Origin of the sequence: Stenotrophomonas sp. TWI1151, from assembly GCF_039673135.1 — a bacterium.
Lineage (GTDB): Bacteria > Pseudomonadota > Gammaproteobacteria > Xanthomonadales > Xanthomonadaceae > Stenotrophomonas.
This window is the reverse complement of sequence record NZ_JBDJLA010000008.1, coordinates 22,487-43,565: the sequence shown is the minus strand read 5'-3', so window position 1 is coordinate 43,565 and position 21,079 is coordinate 22,487. Positions and strand designations below refer to the sequence as shown.

The following is a 21,079-nucleotide window of genomic DNA, read 5'->3' as shown; positions in this document are numbered from 1 at the left end:
CGTCACCTTCACATCAGTACAGCAATCAGAAGGTGTAACGCAGGGTCAGCAGCAGAGACCAGCGCTGCGACGGGCTCAGGCTTTCGTTGACCGCCAGCGCCTTCGGCGAGTAAACGCCACCAGCGTTGTAGTTGGTGCCGGAGATATCGTAGATGTACTTACCATCGGCGCTCACACCCGAGACGTCGGCAAGGCGACGGATCAGCGGGAAGTCAGCGCGGTGCTCGATACCCCAGTTCTTGTCGATCATGTTCAACACGTTGAACATGTCGAGGCGGATCTCACCCTTGTGACCCTTCATGAAACCAGGGATTTCCTGGCTGAAGGAAAGATCGATCTGATTCACCCAGCCAGCGCGGCTGGCGTTGCGATTGGCCACCGAGCCAGCTGCACGACTCAGGTCAGTGCTGTTGCCAAGGTAATCCCAGAACGAATCAGCCATCGCAGCCGATGCGGCATTCGCCCAGACCACGTCGTCAGGACCACCCGGGACGTAAGCAAGCGAACGACCCGAAATCCCCAGACCCTGCGCATCGTTGCCGAATACCCAGCTGTACGGCGCGCCGGTATGACCGTCATAGAAGGCAGAAACGCGGGTTGCATAGTCGCCGAAGAATTTACGTTCCCAGCTCAGCGACGCAATGATGCGGTTCGGGATCGAGTAGTTCGACGTCGACAACACGTCCTCGCCCGGGTTGTACCACGCGTTGTTCTGATAGCTGCTGTAGGCAACGCTCGAGGTGCCCGGATTGACTTCCTTGGCGCGGCTGTACGTGTACGCCAGCATGCCCGACCACGAACCATTGAACGGCTTCTTCAACGAAACGGTGAAGTTGTCCGAGCTGCCCTTGTCGGTATTTGCCAGTTCAATGACATTGCCGAAGGACGGGTTCTTGTTCCAGTTGGGCGTATTGGCGCTGGCCGGAGCACCAGCCGGGTTGCGGGCGTAGGTGAAGCGACCGTCCGGCAGCGTGCCGGTCGGAGCACCGGTGTTCAGATCGCGGTAGATGATGCCCTTGTCGACTTCAAGATGCTGGTACTCGGCAGTGAACACCAGGTCAGACCACGGAAGCTGATGGTCCAGGCCCAAAGTGTACTTCCACACGGCCGGGAGCTTGAAGTCCGGATCGACGACGTTCACGGTCATGTTGGAGGTACCCAGCCCAGGCGGGGTGATGACGCCACCCGGCACGTTCTGGTTGGCGCCGTCGCCGCTGAACAGCGGATCGCTGGGCAGACGGAGACGGTTGATGTCATAGCTGGTCACAGCAACGCCGTTGTTGGAGTACGGATTGCCAATCCACACGGCCGGCGTGTTGGAGACGAACAGACCCGCGCCGCCACGCAGCTGGGTCGGGCGCTCGCTGTCGAACTCATAGTTGAACGACACGCGAGGCTGCACCACGCTATTGCCATCGATGGTGCCGGTGTTTGCATAGCCGAAACCACCGGTCGCCGCAGCCGGATTGGCCGGGTTGTTGCGCAGGCCGCACGAACCCAGATTGCCCAAGGTACCCGGATCCGCAGCAAAACACTCATTCAACGTCGGAAGCGGGTTGACCTTCGGCATGTCATAACGCAGGCCGTACTGAACCGACAGACGATCAGTTGCCTGCCAGGTGTCCTGCAGGAACAGACCGTACTGCTTCAGCTTGAATTCGGCTGCCACGTTGCTCAAGCCATAGCCAGCTGCAGGCTGGGCCAGTCGATAGCGACGATAGGTGCCGTTCTCGAAATCAGCAATCGAGTTGAACTCGTAAGTGCCGTTGTAACGCTGCAGGAACAGGTTGTACACCTCGTCCTGCTGGTAATCGAAACCGGCCTTGATCACGTGATCACCCAGGAACCAGCTACCGGCGAAGTAAGCCGTCAGCGACTTGGTGCCCAGTACGTTTGCCTGGCTGGAGTATTCAGTGCCGAGAACGACGCTCGGGCCGGTGTCCCGGCCGCTGGTGCGAACGGTGATTTCCGGCTGGTAGCCACCAGCCAGCGGCACGCGGCTCTGATCGAACTTGCTGTAGCCCACCGATGCTTCGGTCGAGAAGGTGTCGCTCCAGTCGTCATAGAAGCTCAGGGCGTAGCTGGTGTTTTCTTTGGCTACGGTGTACCAATTGCTGGAGAGCTTCAGCTGGTCGGTCGAGCTGGCGGTGACGATCGGCTCGTCTTCCTCGGTACGGCTAAAGCGAAGGCTGGCGCGATGGAAATCATTGATGTTCCAGTCGATCTTGGCCAGGTAGCGCTTGCTTTCAATATCAGCATTTGCCGAAGAGGTATCACCAGCAACAACGCCAAAACGATCAGCAGCGGCCGTAATGCGATTCAGGTCGGCCGTGGTAACACCCGTAACGGTGCTTGCAGCCCCGGAATCAGCGGTGCCCCACAGCGAACCCGGGCTTTCCTTGATGCTTTCTTCATAGGAGGCGAAGAAGAACAGCTTGTCCTTCAGGATCGGGCCGCCCACCGTTGCACCCTTCGTGGTGTCCTTGGTGAAACCGGTCCACTTCGCGCCATTCTGGCTCTTGCCGACCATGTCATCCGGATCCTGGTAGACGTAATACGCCGAACCATGGAACTCGTTGGTGCCGCTCTTGGTGACTGCATTGACCCAAGCGCCGACGCCGCGGCGGGTAGCCACGTCAAAGTTGGCCGTCGAGATGTTGTAGCTTTCAATCGCGTCCTGCGAAATCGGCGTACCCTTCGTCGGCAGGCCGTTGTCATTCAAACCAAAGGGGTCACCGGCGTTGATCGTGTCGATCGTGATGCTGTTGTAACGATTGTTCTGGCCCATTGCCGAGAACGCACCGCGGTCGCGATCGGTGACGACCACGCGCGGATCCATACGCACCACGTTCTGGATCGAGCGATCCGGGGTCGGCGTGCGGTCCAGATCCTGACGGCTCAGATTGGTGGCAACGCCCTTGTTGTCCGAGGTAAAGGCTTCCGGCATGCGCGAGGCAACGACGCTGACCGAATCAAGCGTTGCCACGTCACCAGTCAAGGCGGCACTGACGTTGGTGACCTTGTCCAGGTTCAGATACACGCCCTCTTCGGTGCGGGTGCCCTCCCCGGACTTGGTGATGGTGATCGTGTACGGACCACCCACGCGCAGGCCGCGCGCGTTGTAACGACCCGACGCATCGGTGGTCGCACGGCTGACCGTGCCCGACTCGGTGTGCGTGATGGTGACTTCGGCACCGACGACAGGCGCACCTGCGGCCGACGTGACCTGACCGCCGACACCGGCAGAGGTGCTCTGGGCGAAGGCGGGTACGGCGGCAAGTGCAGCCACGAGACCAAGCGTCAGCTTGGACATCCGGAGACAACGGGAGTGGGTCATTGGGGAGTAGCCTCGATGCGAGATTGGCGATGGCGGAGAAAAAAACGCGCCCAAGCAGCCTTGCTGGCGGCTGACTGGACTTTTATCTGGGTTCCCTAGCCGCGAGCTGGTTTCAGCCGCAACGGTTAACACTAGATTAACACGGTAGCCCCGGATTGTGACGGTTTGGCGACAAAACACACGCCATCACAACGGGATCGTGACGCTATCTTCACATCTGAGTGTGACGGGCTGAATTCGGGCCAGTGGGGCCCTCAGCTGTGTCGAGATGGGTGCCCGCAAGTTGGCCGGGGAGCCGGGGAGCCGGCCAGCGGCCGGCACTACCGTGAAAGAGGCGGTGACGCCTTTGCCGCTCTCAGGCCTCGAGGATCTGGCCGCGGTGGGCGGCGCCCGCAGCGGACAGCAGCAGGACCGCCGCGGCGGCGCACTCGGCCGGGTCACGGGCGGTGCGGTCTTCATCCAGGGAGAACGCACGGGCGCGCAGCGCCGTACGCATCGGGCCGGGTTGCAGGCCGCTGACCCGCACCGGGCTGCGGCCGAGTTCGTCATGCAGGGAAGCGATCAGGCCGCGCAGGCCGTGCTGGGCCGCGCCGTAGCCGCCCCAATAGGCCTGCCCTACCCGCGCCGGGTCATCCACGGTGAACACCAGCGCGGCATCGTCACTCTGGCGCAGCAGCGGCAGGCAGGCCTGGGCCAGCCAGGCCGGCGCGGTCAGGTTCACATGCACGGCGCGGGCAAAGGCGGCCGGGTCGGCCAGCTCGAACGGGGTCAGCCCGGCGAAATCAGCTGCGCAATAGAGAACACCATCCAGATGACCGAGCTCGGAGTGCAGGCGCTCGGCCAGGGTGGCGTAATCGTCCGGGGTGGCGCCTTCCAGATCCAGCGGATACAGCAACGGCTCGGGGCCGACCGCCTCGACGGCGGCGTAGACCCGGTCCAGGCGGCGCGGTTTGCGCCCCAGCAGGACCACGGTTGCCCCGGCCTGCGCGCAGGCGACAGCGGCCGCGCTACCAAAGCCTCCCCCGGCCCCGGCGATAAGAATGACGCGATCGGCGAGCGATCCGGTCCCGACCACCACGGACGGGACCGCACTCACGGCTGGGAAGCCTCTTCGACGATGCGCTTGAGCTCGCCGGATTCGAACAGCTCCAGCACGATGTCGCAGCCACCGATCAGCTCGCCGTGGATGAACAGCTGCGGGAATGTCGGCAGGTTGGAGAAGCGCGGCAGGTTGGCGCGGATCTCGGGTTCTTCCAGCACGTTGACCGTGCGCAGCGCGATCGCGCCGGCGGCCATCAACGCCTGGATGGCACGGCTGGAAAAGCCGCACATGGGATATTGCGGAGTGCCCTTCATGAACAACACGAGGGGGTAACGTTCGACTTCGGACTGGATCTGCTGCATCACCGCCACAACGACTCTCCCTCCAATGGGACAACCCGGCCTCACCGGTCGGATAGACTTCCCTGGCCGCCATTGTATGCCCTACCTTCGGGTGGTGGGCACCCTGCCATCCGCCACACTGATGACGACCCGCCATGGATCGGCGCTCTCCCTTCCCAATCTGTCGTGCCCATGCCCCTCGAACTGCCTCGCCTTCCCTACGACCGCGCCGCCCTTCAGCCTCACCTGTCGGCGGAGACGCTGGACCTGCACCACGGGCGCCACTTCCGTGACTACCTGGATACGGTGAACGCACGTATTGAAGGCACGGAGCTGGCCGAGCTGCCGCTGGAGGAGATCGTCCGCCAGAGCCAGGGCAGCCTGTTCGATGCCGCGGCCCAGGCCTGGAACCACCAGTTCTATTTCCAATGCCTGCACCCGCGCGCCGGTGGCGATCCGCAGGGCCGGCTGGGTGAACTGGTCACCCGTCATTTCGGGGATGCCAAGCGCCTGCGCGATACCTTCGACAGCGCCGCACTGCGTCTGTTCGGCTCGGGCTGGGTGTGGCTGGTACAGCACCCCAATGGCGCGCTGGCGATCCAGGTCACGCGCAACGCGGGCACGCCGCTGACCGGCGAGAGCACCCCGCTGCTGGCCTGCGATGTGTGGGAACACGCGTATTACACCGACTACCAGAATGAGCGCGCGCGCTATCTGGAGGCGTTCTGGAAACTGGTGAACTGGGACTTCGTCACCGCGCAACTGCGCGATTGAGGCCCGGTAGCGCACGACCGTTGGTCGTGCGTCCAGGTAGTGCAGGCCGCTGGCCGGCACCCCTCGCCTTCAACCGCGCAGGATCTCGATGACCGGCGCGACCTGCTCACCGCGATCAAGCTGCGCACCGACGCTTTCCAATGCACCGGCCAGCGCCGCCGCATCGTCATCGCGCAGCGTGGCATGGCCAACCTTGCGCCCGTCCCGCGCCTGCTTGCCGTAATCGTGCCAATGGCCGCCGGCCTGGCCGAGCACCGCGTTGGCATCGGGCATCTGGCCGATCCAGTTGAGCATGCAGGCATGGCCCAGCATCCGCGTATCGCCCAGCGGCAGGCCGAGCACGGCGCGCAGGTGGTTGTCGAACTGCGAGGTCTCGCTGCCTTCGATGGTCCAGTGGCCGGAGTTGTGCACGCGCGGTGCCATCTCGTTGGCCAGCAGTTCATCGCCGCGGCAGAACAGTTCGAGCGCGAACACGCCGACATAGTCCAGGCGCTCGGCCAGCGTACGTGCGTAGCCGATGGCCGCCTCGTGCTGGAGCGCCGGCAGCTGCGCCGGGGCCAGGCTGGCCGAGAGCACCCCGTTGACGTGCCAGTTGCCGGTGATCGGCCAGGCGCGGAACTCGCCATCCTGCCCGCGGACCGCCACCACGCTGACCTCGCGATCAAAGGCGACGAAGCCTTCCAGAATCAGGCCGGTCTTCTCGACCTGGCTGCCGAGGGTGTCCCAGGCAGCGTCGATGTCGGCCGCGCTGCGGATCCGGAACTGGCCCTTGCCGTCATAGCCCAGCCGGCGGGTCTTGACGATGCAGGGCATGCCGAACTCGGCGACCTTGGCCGCCAGTTCGTCGCGGCTGCGGATATCGGCGAAGGGCGGCAGCGGGATGCCCAGCGACTGGAACAGGGTCTTCTCGCTGAGCCGATCCTGGGCCACGGCCAGCGCATCCGGATTGGGATACACCGGCACGCGCTCGGCCAGGAACTTGGCGCTGCGCGCCGGCACGTTCTCGAAATCGAAGGTCACCACGTCCACGCGGGCGGCGAACGCGGCCAGGGCCGCCTCATCCTCGAACGCGGCCACCTGCAGCGGTGCCACCTGGGCACCACAGGCATCGGCGGCCGGGTCGAACAGCTCGAAGCGCAGCCCCATCGGCGCACCGGCCAGGACCATCATGCGGGCAAGCTGACCGCCGCCCAGAATGCCAACGGTCCTGGGGGTCATTGACGCGGGTCGTCGTGGGCCATGACGTCTTCGGTCTGGCGGGCGCGGAAGGCCTCGAGCGCTTCGCCGATCGCCGGCTGGTCCGAGGCCAGCATGGCGGCTGCGAACAACGCCGCGTTGGAGGCGCCGGCGTTGCCGATGGCGAAGGTGGCGACCGGAATACCGGCCGGCATCTGCACGATCGAGAGCAGCGAATCCATGCCGTTCAGGGCTTTGGACTGCACCGGCACGCCCAGCACCGGCACGGCGGTCTTGGCGGCGATCATGCCCGGCAGGTGCGCGGCCCCGCCGGCACCGGCGATGATCGCGCGCAGGCCACGCTGGCCCGCCTGCTCGGCGTAGGTGAACAGCACGTCCGGCGTGCGATGCGCCGAGACCACTTTCACTTCATAGGGAACGCCCAGCGAATCCAGCTTCTGGGCGGCGTGCTGCATGGTTTCCCAATCCGAGCGGGATCCCATGACGATGCCGACGAGCGGCGCGGTTTGGTTGAGGGTCATTGGCCGTCACCTGCCTTAAAGACGTATTCTAGCCGTCTTCCACGCAAGACGAAGAATCCATGGATCGCAAGCTGCTCGACCTCCTGTGCTCGCCCGATACGCGCCAGCCCCTGTCCCTGCTCGACGCCACCGGCCTGGACGCGCTCAACCGCGCGATCGGCAGCGGTGCCGTGCTCAAGGCCGATGGCAGCCCGCAGGCGCAGACGCTGCGCGAGGCCCTGCTGACCCGCGACCGCAAGCAGGTGTTCCGCGTGGACGACGGCATCCCGGTGCTGCTGGCCGAAGAGGCCATCGCCACCGCCCAGATCGCCGATTTCCCGGAAAAATGAGCCACCTCCCCGTGCCGGCCCCCGAGGCCGCCCTGGTGGCCGCCGATGTGGCCCGTGCGCTGGCCGAGGACATCGGCAGCGGTGATGTCACCGCCGCCCTGCTTCCGGACCGCCCCGACAGCGCCTACCTGCTGTGCAAGCAGGACGCGGTGATCGCCGGCCGCCCGTGGTTCGATGCGACCCACCGGGCACTCGATCCGGAGGTCAGGATCGAGTGGCGCGTGGCCGAGGGCGACCGCGTCGCCGCCGGCACGGTGCTGGCGCTGCTGCAAGGCCGCAACCGCAGCCTGGTGAGCGCCGAGCGGACCTCGTTGAACTTCCTGCAGACGCTGTCCGGCACGGCGACCACCACCGCGCAGTACGTCGCGGCCGTGGCCGGTACCGGCGCGCGGATCCTGGACACCCGCAAGACCCTGCCCGGCCTGCGCGTGGCGCAGAAATACGCGGTGCGCTGCGGCGGCGGTGACAACCATCGCCTGGGCCTGTTCGACACGGTGATGCTCAAGGAAAACCACATCCGCGCGGCCGGCTCGCTGACCGCTGCGGTGCTGGCGGCGCGTGCGCAGTGGCCGGCGTTGCCGCTGGTGGTCGAGGTCGAAGACCTGGACCAGCTGCGCGAGGCGCTGGCGGTGGGCTGCACCCGCATCCTGATCGACGATTTCGATGCCGCCACGCGGCGCGAGGCCGTGCGCATCGCGGCCGGGCGGATTCCGCTGGAGGTGTCTGGCAGTGTCGGCCTGGACGGCCTGCGCGCGATCGCCGAGGACGGCGTGGACTGCATTTCCATCGGCGGGCTGACCAAGCATGTGCAGGCAATCGACCTGTCATTGAAACTGGGTCCGCCCCCGGGCTGAGGCGCGCGTGTCGATCAACGGTCGACATCTGCCGGGCTGGTAGCGCACGACCGTTGGTCGCGCGGCGTCGGCGCGCGGTGTTCACGGGATCGGCAGACCGGGTCTGCGAGGCTTGCCCTGCCCCCACCCGGAGAGCGCGCATGCGCCCCTTGTTCCTGCTTGCATGTCTGTCGCCGCTGGCGACGCTGCTGCCGGCCACCGCATCCGCGGCCGAGGTCTGCGATATCCCACCCCGGTTCGGGCTGAGCCCGCTGGCCGTGGCCATCGTGCAGACCGCCTGCAACGAACACCGCCTCTGGTACCGCCCCTTCATCGACCGCGATGGCCGCGCGGCCAGCCTCAGCGTGACCGAAGCCGAGGACGTCCACCTGGCCGACAACGGCCTCGTCGCGTGGCAGCGGGTGGTCGGCTACTGGCGGCAGAGCGGCACGTTGTCGCCGATGGGCAGCCAGCCCGGCGCATCGAGCTGCCTGGCCCCACCGGGCACGCGCTACACCGATAGCGACTGCCGTGCGTTCCTGATAGACAACCCGTGGTCGGCCGCCTTCATTTCCTGGGTGATGACCCGCGCCTCGGTACCCGGCTTTACCCGCTCGCCCCGACACATCGACTACATCCGCGCTGCCTACCAGAACAGCGGGCCGTACCGGATGACCGACCCGGCGCAGGAGAAACCCGCGCCCGGCGACCTGCTGTGCTACCTGCGCGACCGCCGCGAGACCCTGAGCTACAGCGGGCTGGTGCAGTCGCTGGGCAGCGGCGCGGTGACGCACTGGAAATCGCACTGCGAAGTGGTGATCGCGGCCAACATGGGCGGCGACCGCACGCTGTATCTGATCGGCGGCAACGTCATGAACACCGTGGCGTTGCGCAAACTGTCGCTGGACCGCAGCGGCCGGATCGAGCTGCCTCCCGCGAAGGCCGGTGCAGGCGATGGGGTGGATCTGGGCTGCACGCCGGGCCGCGAAGAGGAATGCAGCTTCAATCGCCAGGATTGGGCCGCACTGCTGAAGCTGGTGGCGACCGCGCCGGCGACGGTGCCGATGGGAACTCCGGACCCGGCGACCCTGCCCGCTCCCGGCGTGACGGCACCGCCGATGGCGGCTCCGGCTTCCCAGGCACCGATGCGAGCGCCCACCGTGGTTCCGCCCCGTCCGCCGGTCCCGAGCGCGAACCCGGTTCCGGCCCCGCCGGCGAGCCCGACTCGGACGCCGACACCCACACCGACACCGATACCCGTCCCGCCACCGCCACCGCGCACGCCCTGATCACGATCGCGCGGATGGCTTGATCCGCGCCGCATTCGTCGCCATCTTGGGAGGACCGACCTCCCTGACCGCGCCGAGTCACCGATGCCCAGTTTGATCCTGTTGATGATTGCCGGCGCGTTTGCCTACGCCTTCTGGAATTCTTCGCGTGCCGCCGCCGAACGTGCAGGCGTGCTCGGGCGCAATGCCTGCCGCGCTGCCGATGTGCAGTGGCTGGACCAGAGCGTGCACGCCACCGGCCTGCGCGTATGCCGCAAGGAGAACGGTTGGCTGGGCTGGGAGCGCACCTTCAAGTTCGAGTACTCGCACGATGGCGTGGACCGCCACAGCGGGCGCATGGTGCTGCGCGGTGATCAGCTGATCACGTTCGTGGGGCCGTCGGCGGCGCGGATCAGTGAGATCCGCCGCGATATCGATACACGGGATGCCGAAGACGTCTGAGCCCGGTAGAGCCGACCGTTGGTCGGCTGCTCTCTACGGACATCCAAGACAACCGACCCACGGCAGCCGACCAACAGCAGCCAACCAACCGCAGCCGACCAACGGTCGGCTCTACCGGGTCGGTGTCGTGGATCCCCAATGAAATGGCCGCCTTGCGGCGGCCATGGTGGGTCTTATTTGACCACCCGCAGATGCGGGCGACCGCTGGGCTTGGGCGGTGCATCGTCCGGCGGGGTCGGTGAATCGTCCGGCGGCAGCGCATCGTCCGGACCCGGCTCATGGCCCGGGATGTCATCCGGCAGCGCCATGCCCTGCCCCGTCTCGCGGGCGTACACGGCCAGCACGGCCGAGATCGGCACCTGCACCGGGTAACTGGTGCCGGAGAAGCGGGCCGAGAAGCTCACGCTGTCATTGTCGATATGCAGGCGCACCACGGCGCGCTCGGCGATGTTCAGGACGACGCGGCCGTCCTTGACCGCGCTCTGCGGCACCTGCACGCCAGGCATGCCGGCGTCGACCAGGATATGCGGCGTCAGGTCGTTGTCATTGATCCATTCCACCAAGGCCCGCAACAGGTACGGACGGTGGCTGGTCATGCGAAAAGTGTCTTCAGTCATGTGGTAGAGCCGAGCCGTGCTCGGCTGCTCTTGATCCGGATTGCCTGATGCAAGTGTACGCGCCCGCCTACCCGCAGGTCAGCCATGGCGCGTACCGGCACCGCGATTTCGTTCAGTACACGGGTGTGCCGCATGCGGCACACATCCCGCCGATCAGACCGGCAGATCGCGCAGTTTCTTTTCCTGGTCGGTCAGGCTGCGGATGAAGCCGGGGTGCCGGAAAATGCGGTTGCCATAGTCTTCGATCGACTTGCCATCCTTCGGCAGCGGCACGTCCAGTGCCTGGAGTCGCCAGATGATCGGCGCCATCGCGCAGTCGGCCAGGCTCATTTCCGGGTTGAGGAAGAACTTGCTGGCCTTGAACAACGGCACCGCGCTGGTCAGCAGTTCCTTGAGCCGTTTGCGCCCGGCCTCGGCCTGGGTCTTGTTGCCCAGCTGGATGGCCTGAACCTGTGGCACCCAGTCGTGTTCGATGCGCAACATCGCCAGGCGGATGCGGGCCCGCGAGAGCGGATCGACCGGCATCAGCGGCGGGTGCGGATAGCGCTCGTCCAGGTATTCGCTGACCACCGACGCCGCGTACAGCACCAGCTCGCGTTCCACCAGAGTGGGCACGGAGTGGTACGGATTGAGATCGATGAGATCTTCGGGCGGGTTCTGCGGGTCGACCGGCACGGAGTCATAAGTGACGCCCTTGGCCGCCAATACCAGCCGCACGCGATGGCACAGCACATCGTCGTTCGAGGAAAACAGCGTCAGGGTATTCCGCATGCGTACGCTCGCCGCCATCAAAGGCTCTCCAACGTCCGGTAACCGCCGGTCGTATCGGCGCCGCCAGCCCATTGCCAACGGTCGTCACAGTACCCGAGTGTGCAACCGCACATCACAAAAGCCAATAGGTCGATCGTCCCACGGCAGGAACGATCGACGCGGGAAGGCGTCCGACCGCTCAGTGGACGTCCTTCCAGTATTCCTTCTTGAGCAGATAGGCCAGGAAGGTCAGCAGCGCCAGGAACAGGATCACCCACACGCCCAGCTTCTGGCGTTTCAGGGCAGCCGGCTCGCCGGCATACTCCAGGAAGTTGGTGATGTCGCGCACCGCCTGATCGTACTGCCCGGCATCGATGTTGCCCGGCTGTTCGATCTTCAGCCCGACCACCGGTGCATCCAGCCCGGGGCCCTCGGCCTTGCCATGCACCGCATGCTGCAGCCCCTGCATTTCCCACAGGGGGTTGGGCATGGAGGCATTGGGGAACACGGTGTTGTTCCAGCCCAGCGGCCGCGTGGGATCCAGGTAGAACGACTTGAGGTAGGTGTAGACCCAGTCGCTGCCCCGCACGCGCGAGATCAGGCTCAGGTCCGGCGGCATCTTGCCGAACCACTTCTCGGCCTGCGCCTTGGGCATCGTCACCGGAATCGGTTCACCCACCGGGGTGCCGGTGAAGTTGAGGTTGTTCATGACCTCTTCTTCGCTCAACCCGAGATCGGCAGCCATGCGCGAGTAGCGCAGGTATTTCAGCGCGTGGCAGCCGGAGCAGTAATTCATGTAGAGCTGCGCGCCGCGCTGCAGCGAGGCACGATCGCTCAGGTCATTGCCGGCCTGCAGGGTCTTGGCGCCCTCGGCGGCATCGGCCACCGCGACACCGAGCATCAGGGCCGCCGCGCAGGCCAGCCGGACAATCCAGTGGTCAGTCATGCGTGGTCACCCGGTCCGGTACCGGCTTGGTCCTGTCCAGCTTGGTCCATAGCGGCATGGTGATGAAGAAGGCGAAATACAGGAAGGTCAGCACGCGCCCGATGTAGGTCTCGTGCGCATCCGTACCCGGGCCGGAGCCGATCACGCCCAGCCACACGAAGCACACCGCGAACATGCCCAGCAGGCCGCGCGAGAGCAGGCCGCGGTAGCGGTAGGACTTTACCCGCGCCCGGTCCAGCCACGGCACCAGGAACAGGATGGCGATCGCCGAGAACATCACGATCACGCCCCCGAGCTTGTTGGGCACCACGCGCAACATGGCGTAGTACGGGGTGTAGTACCAGACCGGCTTGATGTGCTCGGGCGTCACCAGGCGGTTGGCCTCGGTGAAGTTGTCGTGCTCGAGGAACAACCCGCCGAAGGCCGGGGCGAAGAAGATGATGAAGGCGGCGATGATCAGCAGGAAGCCGGCGCCGACCGCATCCTTGAGCGTGTAATACGGATGGAAGGGAATGCCATCGGTAGGCGCGGTGGCCGACCAGCGGTTGCCCTTCGGGCCCTTCTTGATCTCCACGCCGTCCGGATTGTTGGAGCCCACTTCATGCAGCGCGCCCAGGTGCAGCACCACCAGCAGCAGCAGCACCAGCGGCAGCGCGATCACGTGCAGGGCGAAGAAGCGGTTGAGGGTGGCGTCGCTGGGCAGGTAGTCGCCCATGATCCATTCGGTCAGGCCGGTCCCGATCACCGGGATCGCGCCGAACAGCGAGATGATCACCTTGGCGCCCCAGAACGACATCTGGCCCCAGGGCAGCACGTAGCCCATGAAGGCTTCGGCCATCAGCACCAGGTAGATCAGCATGCCCAGGATCCAGACCAGTTCGCGCGGCTTCTGGTAACTGCCGTAGAGCAGGCCGCGGAACATGTGCAGGTAGACCACGATGAAGAACAGCGAGGCACCGGTGGAGTGCATGTAGCGGATCAGCCAGCCCCACTCCACGTCCCGCATGATGTATTCGATGGAGGCGAACGCTTCGGCCGCGTTCGTCTTGTAGTGCATCGTCAGGAAGATGCCGGTGACGATCTGGTTGACCAGGATCAGCAGCGCCAGCGAACCGAAGTAGTACCAGATGTTGAAGTTCTTGGGCGCGTAATACTCGCTGACGTGCTTGCGGTAGACCGGCATCAGGCCCGGCGCGCGGGCGTTGACCCAGTCGGCCAGTCCGGTGGCGGTGCGGGAAAGGATATTGGCCATGATCAAGCCGCCCCCTGCGGATCAACGCCGATGATGATGGTGTTGTCGTCCTGGTAATGGTGCGGCGGCACCAGCAGGTTGATCGGTGCCGGAACATCCTTGAACACGCGACCGGACATATCGAAGCGCGACTTGTGGCAGGGGCAGAAGTAGCCGCCCTTCCACTGCGGGTCGTAGGGCTCGGGGCGGATCTCGGCGACCATTTCCGGCGAACAGCCCAGATGGGTGCACAGCCCGACCAGCACCGATACCTCGGCCTTGATCGAACGGAATTCGGGATTCTGCTTGAGCACGTACTCGGGCTGCTGTTCTTTCTCGCCCGACTCGGGATCCTTCAGGCGGCCGTCCAGCCCGTGCAGTGCATCGAGGATGGCCTTGGAGCGCTTGACGATCCAGATGGGCTGCCCACGCCACTCCATGACCAGACGCTGGCCTTCCTGGAGCGCACTGATGTCGGCAATCACCGGGGCACCGGCCAGTTTGGCGCGGGCGCTGGGATTCCAGGACTTGATGAACGGTACCGCTGCAAATCCGACGCCGACCGCTCCGACCACCGCAGTGGTTGCTGAGAGAAACCGCCGACGTCCAGTGTTGACTGGATCGTTTACCCCATCGTTGGCCATCCGGCACTCCGATATTGATTTAGGTAGCTTGAGGCTGCCAGCAGACCGGTGGGGGCCAGTCCACATTGAATCAGCCGCGAGTGTAGCTGAACCGAAGTCGGCCACACAACGCGGTACTACGGAACGACATTACCCCGACAGTACGGCATCAGGTACCACCGGCGCCATGGGTTATTGATGGCTGGCCACTGCGCCGCGATAGCGGTCGGCCAACAGGGCCACCCGCTTCACGTAATACCGGGTCTCGCTGTAAGGCGGCACGCCACCATGGCGGTCGACCGCGCCCTCGCCGGCGTTGTAGCCCGCCGCAGCCAGGGTGAGATCACCGTTGAAGCGCTTGAGCAGCCAGGACAGGTACTGCACGCCGCCGCGGATGTTCTGCGAAGCATCGAAGGAATCGCTGACCCCGAAACGGCGCGCGGTCGGTGGCATTAGCTGCATCAGGCCCTGTGCGCCGGCGCGGCTGAGCGCGGTCGGGTTGTAGGCCGATTCGGCATGGATGATCGCGCGGACCACCGCCTCTTCCACCCCGAACTCACGGGCGGCGGCGGCAATCTCGCTCTGGTAGGCCGTGGTGTTGAGCCGCACCGAGCCGAAGTTGACGGCCGGGTTCGCCCCGCAGGCGTAGCAGCGCTCGATGAAGCTGTAGTGGATGGTGCGGACCTGGCCAATGCTGGCGATAGCGGCCGGGCGTGCGCTGGTGTAATGGCGAACGCCATCCTTCATATAGGCATACAGCTGGCCGCTGCGGACCTTCCCTGCCTTGCCAGCGGCCGCTGCCGGGGCGGACGGCGCGCTCAGCACCGTGGCCGGGGCGGTGGCCGGGGCAGGAGCCGGGGTGATCGCGGTCGCCGTCGTGGCGGTATCGGCCCGGACCGGGGCGGGCGTGGCACCGGCGATCGGCGCCGCCGGCGTCGGCGCGGGAGGGGTTGCCAGGGCCCGGCGGGGCGCCGCGCTGCGGTCGGGCCGGTAGCTGCTGATCACGCTGCAGGCGGCCCCGGCCACACGCTTGCTCACATAGCTGGGAATGCCGTCACTGCCGACGCACTTGTACAGGGTGCCCGCACTGGCCGGCATAGCGGTCAGCGCAGCCAAGGCCAGCGCAGCGATCCCCAACATCCCCTTCATGAGCGGGAGTGTCCCCAATTCGCCGGGGATTGCCAAGGGGGGAGCCCGACCCGGCTACAATGACCTGCTCACCGCAGCCATCCGGCTGCCTGCCCGCCCACCCGACTGGAATAAGCGCCATGACCGGGACGCCAGCTTCGACCGCGCCGACTTCGGCCGGTTCTGCCTTGCCTGCCTCTGCTCCGCCCAGCTCCGCCCCCCGCCCCGATCTGCTCCCCCTGCCCGGCGCCAGGCCGCAGGTGACGGGTCCGGTGCGCGGCAAGCTGTACATCAAGACCCACGGTTGCCAGATGAACGAGTACGACTCGACCAAGATGGCCGCCGTGCTCGCCGCCTCGGAAGGGCTGGAACTCACCGACGACCCGGCCGAGGCCGACGTGTTGTTGATGAACACCTGCTCGATCCGCGAGAAGGCCCAGGAGAAGGTGTTCAGCCAGCTCGGTTACTGGAAGGCGCTGAAGAACAACGGCCGTGGCGTGATCATCGGGGTCGGCGGCTGCGTGGCCTCGCAGGAAGGCGAGGCGATCATCAAGCGCGCGCCACACGTGGATCTGGTGTTCGGCCCGCAGACCCTGCACCGCCTGCCGGAGCTGATCCGCCAGCGCCGTGAATCGGGCAAATCGCAGGTGGACATCAGCTTCCCGGAGATCGAGAAGTTCGATGCCCTGCCCGAGCCGCGTGCCGAGGGTGCCTCCGCGTTCGTCTCGATCATGGAAGGCTGCTCGAAGTACTGCTCGTTCTGCGTGGTGCCCTACACCCGCGGCACCGAGGTCAGCCGCCCGTTCGAGGACGTGGTGGTGGAAGTGGCGCAGCTGGCCGCCCAGGGCGTGCTGGAGATCAACCTGCTCGGCCAGAACGTCAACGCCTACCGCGGCCCGTATGGCGACGGCGAGTTCGCCGACCTGGGCTTGCTGATCCGCACCATCGCCGAGATCGACGGCGTCGGCCGGATCCGCTTCACCACCTCGCACCCGCTGGAGTTCAGCGATTCGCTGATCGATGCCTACCGCGACGTGCCGCAGCTGGCCAACTTCCTGCACCTGCCCGTGCAGGCCGGCAGCGACCGCGTGCTCTCGGCGATGAAGCGTGGCTACACCGCGCTGGAATTCAAATCCAAGATCCGCAAGCTGCGCGCGGTGCGTCCGGACATCTCGATCAGCTCGGATTTCATCGTCGGTTTCCCCGGCGAGACCGACGCCGAGTTCGAGAAGACCATGAAGCTGATCGAGGACGTGGGCTTCGACCAGAGCTTCTCCTTCATCTATTCACGGCGCCCGGGTACCCCCGCGGCGGATCTGGAAGACACCACCACCGATGCGGAAAAGCACGCGCGCCTGTCGCGCCTGCAGGCCCGGATCAACGAGCAGGCCGCGGCCATTTCGGAAAATATGGTCGGTACCGTGCAGACCGTGCTTGTGGAAGGCCCCTCCAAGCGCAACCCGAACGAGCTGACCGGCAAGAGCGAGAACATGCGCTCGGTGAATTTCCCGGGGCACCCGCGCCTGGTCGGCCAGTTCGTGGATGTGGTGATCACCGAGGCGTACAGCAACTCGCTGCGGGCGCGGATGGTGACGGCAGACTGAGCGGGATGGCCGGACGTCGGTCCGGCCATCGTTGACGCTTTTTTGACCACGCAATTGAACCCATTGCCGCAGTAGGGCTGGCGCCACCTATCCACAGGTTGCTGCACCGGCATTGCACAGCCCCTGTGGAAAACCACTTTCCGCCGGTGCTGTAGCGGCGGCCCCACACCCGCGCTACCCTGTTCTCCCTTTCCCTGCTTGCGGCCCGGTCGGCTGGACCGGCGGCCGCCGGACGCAATGACCGCACTCGCACAACGCGACTTCACCCTCACCCCGGAAGACAACGAGCGCCTGGCCAACATGGCCGGCCCGTTCGATGAACATCTCCGCCAGGTGGAACTCAAACTCGGCGTGGAAATCGCCAACCGTGGCCACGTGTTCCGCGTGACCGGCCCCAAGGCCGTGGTGGCCGATGCGCAGGCCCTGATCGAAGCGCTGTACGCCGAAGCCGGCGACGTGGTGTTCGACAGCCATGCCATCCACCTGCGGCTGAACCAGGCCAACGTGGAGCATGTGGTCGAGCGCGCCTATGAGGCCCAGGAAGTGGCGATCAAGGTCAAGCGCGGCACCGTGCGCGGCCGCGGCGCCAACCAGGCCCGCTACCTGCATCAGATCACCACGCACGACATCAACTTCGGCATCGGCCCGGCCGGCACCGGCAAGACGTTCCTGGCCGTGGCCAGCGCGGTGGAAGCGCTCAATGAAGCGCGCGTGCAGCGCCTGATCCTGGTCCGCCCGGCGGTGGAAGCCGGCGAGAAGCTGGGCTTCCTGCCCGGTGACCTGAGCCAGAAGGTGGACCCGTACCTGCGACCGCTGTACGACGCGCTGTATGAAATGCTCGGCGTGGAGAAGGTGCTCAAGCTGCTGGAGAAGAACGTCATCGAGATCGCGCCGCTGGCCTACATGCGCGGCCGCACGCTCAACGATGCATACGTGATCCTGGACGAAGCGCAGAACACCACGGTCGAGCAGATGAAGATGTTCCTGACCCGGCTGGGCTTCGGCTCCACGGCCGTGGTGACCGGCGACCTCACCCAGACCGATCTGCCCAAGCACGTGAAGTCCGGCCTGCGCGATGCGATCGATGTGCTGCGTGATGTCGAGGGCGTGAGCTTCACCTTCTTCGAAGCGCGCGACGTGGTCCGTCACCCGCTGGTGGCCCGCATCGTCAGCGCCTACGACCGCCGCGATCTGCAGCAGGTCCAACCCGGAGCGACCCCATGACCCGTGGTCCCGTGCGACTGGACGTCGCCATCAGCTACGCCCTGCCCCGCGCCGGTCTGCCCTCGGCGGTGAGCTTCCGCAAGTGGGTGGCCGCCGCCCTGAAGGGCCGCATCCGCGAGGCCGACCTGGCGATCCGGCTGGTCGATGCGAAGGAGGGCCAGTCCTTGAACCGGCACTACCGCGGCAAGGATTACGCGACCAATGTGCTCAGCTTCCCGGCCGAACTGCCGGAGGGCCTGCCCAAGGGCGTGAAATTCCCGCTGCTCGGCGATCTGGTGATCTGCGCCCCGGTGGTCGCCCGCGAGGCCGACGAGCAGGGCAAGGCGCTCAACGCCCATTACGCGCACCTGACCGTGCACGGCGTGCTGCACCTGCTCGGCTGGGACCATGAGGACGAGAAGGAAGCCGACGCCATGGAACAGCTGGAGCGCGACATCCTGGCCGAACTGGGCATTGCCGATCCGTATGCCGGCGAGCGCTGAACCGAACGGTCGTTGCGATTGCTGATTTCCCCGTCATACAAGGAGGTATGTCGTCATGCCGGTTCCTGATCGCCGCTCCGCACTTGGTCCGGTACTGCTTGCCGTGTCGGTCATCGCGCTGCTGTACTGCGCGGTCGGTGCGCCGGGCCTCGCCGGGCTGACCCCGGCCGGCCGCGATCCCATCGCGCTGCGGTGGGGAATGCTCGCACTGTCCGCGGTGATCGCATCGCTCTCATTGACGCCCGCACGCAGCTGGTGGAAGGCACGTCAACAGCGCGCGCCGCTATCGGCTGTCTCGGCCAGGCGCCTGTCTGCGCTGGCGGCGGCGACGCTGGTGCTGGGCACGCTCACCTGCGTGGTCACCGGCCTGATCCTGCCTCATCTGCTGGCCGGTCCTGCCGGGGCGACGCTCAGCGCCACCGCCCTGAACGTGGTCGGCTGGTCCGGGCTGGCCGCTGCCCTGGCGGCCCCGCTGGGGTGGCGCACCCTGTATCGCTGGGCGCGACGCGATGGAGCATCGCCTGCCCAGTCATCGATATTCCGCGCACGGCCCGTACAGGTGGCACTGCTGTTCGTGCTCGCCGCAGCCTTCGCACTGGTGTTCGGGCGCGCGCTGATGGCGGTCACCGCCGGCGGCCCGGGGGTGATCCACCTGGGCGCCTCCGCGCTGGTGCTGTGCGCGGCCGGCATCGCGGTGGTTTCCTTCACCACCACCCTGCGCTGGCTGGTCCGCCGCCGTTGATGCTCTGCCACGGCGAACCGGCGCCCGCTATCATCGGTGCCGCGTCCGTGCCGTGCACGCCTTAGTTGATGGACCTGTTGCGATGACCCCGTTCCGATGCGCCTGCCTGGGCCTGCTCGCCCTGCTGCCCACCCCGGCCTTCGCCGAGGCGGCGCCGCTGGACCTGACCGCCCTGATCGAATGCCGCCAGAGCGTGAGTGACTACGACGCGGTGGCCCCGGTCGTGGCCGACCCGCTCAAGGCGGTCGCCAACGGCCTTCAGCCATTGCCGCAGACCAACCAGTTCATGAGCGAGTTCCGCCTGGCCGCCCCGATCACGGTGTTCGGCGAGCGTGCCGAATACATCACGGTGGCCGGGGCCAGCATCATGGCGATCCTGGATCTGGCCGACCCGCGCCCGCTGGCCAAGCGCCTGGCGCTGGAGGATGGCGTGGACACCCCGGTGAAGTTCATGGCCGGGCGCGAGCTGGTCAGCCGCGACGTCACCGACCCGCGTACCGGCGAGGCCTTGATCGAGTCGGTGATCCTGAGCCTGTCCACGGTCAAATCCCACCCCGGCAAGACCCTGGCCGGCTGTACCTACAGCCTGGACCTGCCACCGGAGGAAGACACCCCGCCACCGGGCGCCGCCCCGGCCCCCTTGCCGGGCGTGAATCCGCCCTCGGCCGGGCGCTGACAGGCGCCCGCATCCTGATAGACTAAATCCAACGCCCGGCACGCCGGGTGCCTTTTTTTCCAGAGATGTCTGAAGACGACAGTAGTAGCTCCACCCTGGAGCACAATGAAAAGAAGCGCAGCTGGCTCGAACGCCTGACCGCTGCCTTCTCCGGCGAACCCCACACCCGCGACGAGCTGGTGGCGGTACTGCACACCGCGCACGAAGACGGCCTGATCGCCGCCGACACGCTGCGGATGATGGAAGGCGCCATTTCGGTGGCCGAGCTCACCGTCGGCGACGTGATGATCTCGCGCTCGCAGATGGTCTCCCTGCCGGTCGAAGCCCCCTTCCTTGACCTGATGAAGCAGGTGGTCGAATCCGGCCATTCGCGCTTCCCGGTGCACGGCGACAACAAGGACGACATCCTCGGCATCCTGTTGGCCAAGGACCTGCTGCGCGGCGTGGTTGCCGACAACGGGCCGGCCAACATCCGTGAGCTGCTGCGCCCGGCGGTGCTGATCCCCGAGGCCAAGAAGCTCAACGTGCTGCTCAAGGAGTTCCGGCTCTCGCGCAACCACATGGCCATCGTGGTGGACGAGTACGGCGGTGTCGCCGGCTTGGTCACGATCGAGGACGTGCTGGAACAGATCGTCGGCGAGATCGACGATGAGCACGACGAGGCCGAGGACCACACCTCGCAGATCGCGATCCAGGCCGACGGCCAGTACGTGGTCGATGCATTGACCGCGATCGAGGATTTCAACGAGCGCTTCGGTGCCACGTTCCCCGACGACGATTACGACACCATCGGTGGCCTGGTCACCGAGGCGATCGGGCACCTGCCCGAAACCGGCGATGAGCTCACCCTGGACCGCTTCGTGTTCCGGGTGGCGCGTGCCGATGCCCGGCGCGTGCAGGCGTTCCATGTGACCGTGCTGCCGCCCGACACCCACAACGAGGATTGACCCAC

The 21,079-nt window shown here is 66.1% G+C and carries 22 protein-coding genes; 11 read left to right on the top strand and 11 right to left on the bottom strand.

Going from position 1 to position 21,079, the window contains the following annotated elements:
- Positions 1 to 25 precede the first annotated feature (25 nt).
- The 3 genes from ABE422_RS11150 to grxD all read right to left on the bottom strand — a co-directional run bounded on the left by ABE422_RS11150 (position 26) and on the right by grxD (position 4,750).
- Positions 26 to 3,391, bottom strand: coding sequence for a carboxypeptidase regulatory-like domain-containing protein (locus tag ABE422_RS11150; protein ID WP_346482964.1), 3,366 nt, complete (start codon positions 3,389 to 3,391; stop codon positions 26 to 28).
- Positions 3,392 to 3,692: 301 nt separating this feature from the next.
- Positions 3,693 to 4,433, bottom strand: coding sequence for an SDR family NAD(P)-dependent oxidoreductase (locus ABE422_RS11145; protein WP_346481867.1), 741 nt, complete (start codon positions 4,431 to 4,433; stop codon positions 3,693 to 3,695).
- Entirely contained in the window at positions 4,430 to 4,750 is a 321-nt protein-coding gene (gene grxD, locus ABE422_RS11140) for a Grx4 family monothiol glutaredoxin (RefSeq protein WP_019186185.1), read from the bottom strand. Before grxD ends, ABE422_RS11145 begins: the two co-directional genes overlap by 4 nt.
- Positions 4,751 to 4,912: 162 nt before the next feature.
- Here grxD and ABE422_RS11135 point away from each other — a divergent pair, with 162 nt between their 5' ends.
- Entirely contained in the window at positions 4,913 to 5,494 is a 582-nt protein-coding gene (locus ABE422_RS11135; protein ID WP_346482963.1) for a Fe-Mn family superoxide dismutase, read from the top strand.
- A gap of 69 nt (positions 5,495 to 5,563) precedes the next feature.
- On the opposite strand, the gene ABE422_RS11130 is transcribed toward ABE422_RS11135, so the two are convergent.
- Positions 5,564 to 6,712 carry a 5-(carboxyamino)imidazole ribonucleotide synthase gene (locus ABE422_RS11130; RefSeq protein ID WP_313217813.1) on the bottom strand — a complete coding sequence of 383 codons (1,149 nt, stop codon included), beginning with the start codon at positions 6,710 to 6,712 and terminating at the stop codon, positions 5,564 to 5,566.
- A complete protein-coding gene (purE, locus tag ABE422_RS11125) occupies positions 6,709 to 7,212 on the bottom strand; it encodes a 5-(carboxyamino)imidazole ribonucleotide mutase (protein WP_019186188.1) in 504 nt (167 codons plus the stop codon). The genes ABE422_RS11130 and purE overlap by 4 nt, the downstream gene beginning before the upstream one ends.
- 59 nt (positions 7,213 to 7,271) lie before the next feature.
- Between purE and ABE422_RS11120 the strand changes: the two genes are divergently transcribed.
- The 4 genes from ABE422_RS11120 (at position 7,272) to ABE422_RS11105 (ending at position 10,104) form a co-directional block, all read left to right on the top strand.
- On the top strand, positions 7,272 to 7,541 hold the full coding sequence (locus ABE422_RS11120) for a Trm112 family protein (protein ID WP_019186189.1): 270 nt from the start codon (positions 7,272 to 7,274) through the stop codon (positions 7,539 to 7,541).
- Complete coding sequence (gene nadC / locus ABE422_RS11115; protein ID WP_313211243.1) at positions 7,538 to 8,395, top strand: carboxylating nicotinate-nucleotide diphosphorylase; 858 nt, start codon at positions 7,538 to 7,540, stop codon at positions 8,393 to 8,395. The genes ABE422_RS11120 and nadC overlap by 4 nt, the downstream gene beginning before the upstream one ends.
- 140 nt (positions 8,396 to 8,535) lie before the next feature.
- Positions 8,536 to 9,663, top strand: coding sequence for a DUF2272 domain-containing protein (locus ABE422_RS11110; protein ID WP_346482962.1), 1,128 nt, complete (start codon positions 8,536 to 8,538; stop codon positions 9,661 to 9,663).
- Between the two features lie 84 nt (positions 9,664 to 9,747).
- Positions 9,748 to 10,104 (top strand): DUF3301 domain-containing protein, encoded by a 357-nt coding sequence (locus ABE422_RS11105; protein ID WP_313211245.1) that lies wholly within the window; start codon positions 9,748 to 9,750, stop codon positions 10,102 to 10,104.
- A 173-nt stretch (positions 10,105 to 10,277) separates the two neighbouring features.
- Here the strand turns inward: ABE422_RS11105 and ABE422_RS11100 are convergent, their stop codons facing one another.
- The 6 genes from ABE422_RS11100 to ABE422_RS11075 all read right to left on the bottom strand — a co-directional run bounded on the left by ABE422_RS11100 (position 10,278) and on the right by ABE422_RS11075 (position 15,420).
- Positions 10,278 to 10,721 (bottom strand): ClpXP protease specificity-enhancing factor, encoded by a 444-nt coding sequence (locus ABE422_RS11100; protein WP_313211246.1) that lies wholly within the window; start codon positions 10,719 to 10,721, stop codon positions 10,278 to 10,280.
- 153 nt (positions 10,722 to 10,874) lie between these two features.
- Complete coding sequence (locus tag ABE422_RS11095) at positions 10,875 to 11,510, bottom strand: glutathione S-transferase N-terminal domain-containing protein (protein WP_019186262.1); 636 nt, start codon at positions 11,508 to 11,510, stop codon at positions 10,875 to 10,877.
- Between the two features lie 160 nt (positions 11,511 to 11,670).
- Positions 11,671 to 12,417, bottom strand: a complete 747-nt coding sequence (locus ABE422_RS11090) for a cytochrome c1 (protein ID WP_313217808.1) — start codon at positions 12,415 to 12,417, stop codon at positions 11,671 to 11,673.
- The gene (locus ABE422_RS11085) at positions 12,410 to 13,669 is read right to left on the bottom strand and encodes a cytochrome bc complex cytochrome b subunit (protein ID WP_123728838.1); all 1,260 of its coding nucleotides are present in this window, start codon (positions 13,667 to 13,669) and stop codon (positions 12,410 to 12,412) included. The genes ABE422_RS11090 and ABE422_RS11085 overlap by 8 nt, the downstream gene beginning before the upstream one ends.
- 2 nt (positions 13,670 to 13,671) lie before the next feature.
- Positions 13,672 to 14,292 carry a ubiquinol-cytochrome c reductase iron-sulfur subunit gene (gene petA / locus ABE422_RS11080; RefSeq protein WP_019186259.1) on the bottom strand — a complete coding sequence of 207 codons (621 nt, stop codon included), beginning with the start codon at positions 14,290 to 14,292 and terminating at the stop codon, positions 13,672 to 13,674.
- Between the two features lie 171 nt (positions 14,293 to 14,463).
- Positions 14,464 to 15,420, bottom strand: a complete 957-nt coding sequence (locus ABE422_RS11075; RefSeq protein WP_346482961.1) for a lytic transglycosylase domain-containing protein — start codon at positions 15,418 to 15,420, stop codon at positions 14,464 to 14,466.
- A 119-nt stretch (positions 15,421 to 15,539) separates the two neighbouring features.
- On the opposite strand from ABE422_RS11075, the gene miaB reads away from it, so the two are divergent.
- From miaB to ABE422_RS11045, 6 genes are all read left to right on the top strand, one after another.
- Positions 15,540 to 17,003 (top strand): tRNA (N6-isopentenyl adenosine(37)-C2)-methylthiotransferase MiaB, encoded by a 1,464-nt coding sequence (miaB, locus tag ABE422_RS11070; protein WP_346482960.1) that lies wholly within the window; start codon positions 15,540 to 15,542, stop codon positions 17,001 to 17,003.
- A gap of 237 nt (positions 17,004 to 17,240) precedes the next feature.
- Positions 17,241 to 18,227, top strand: a complete 987-nt coding sequence (locus ABE422_RS11065; protein ID WP_088433024.1) for a PhoH family protein — start codon at positions 17,241 to 17,243, stop codon at positions 18,225 to 18,227.
- Positions 18,224 to 18,709: an rRNA maturation RNase YbeY gene (ybeY, locus tag ABE422_RS11060; protein WP_121041647.1), complete on the top strand. Its 486-nt coding sequence runs from the start codon at positions 18,224 to 18,226 to the stop codon at positions 18,707 to 18,709. The genes ABE422_RS11065 and ybeY overlap by 4 nt, the downstream gene beginning before the upstream one ends.
- Before the next feature lie 55 nt (positions 18,710 to 18,764).
- Positions 18,765 to 19,451 carry a hypothetical protein gene (locus ABE422_RS11055; protein ID WP_313211249.1) on the top strand — a complete coding sequence of 229 codons (687 nt, stop codon included), beginning with the start codon at positions 18,765 to 18,767 and terminating at the stop codon, positions 19,449 to 19,451.
- 82 nt (positions 19,452 to 19,533) lie between these two features.
- A complete protein-coding gene (locus ABE422_RS11050; protein ID WP_313211250.1) occupies positions 19,534 to 20,127 on the top strand; it encodes a hypothetical protein in 594 nt (197 codons plus the stop codon).
- A gap of 65 nt (positions 20,128 to 20,192) precedes the next feature.
- Positions 20,193 to 21,074: a transporter associated domain-containing protein gene (locus ABE422_RS11045; protein WP_313217798.1), complete on the top strand. Its 882-nt coding sequence runs from the start codon at positions 20,193 to 20,195 to the stop codon at positions 21,072 to 21,074.
- Positions 21,075 to 21,079: the final 5 nt, after the last annotated feature.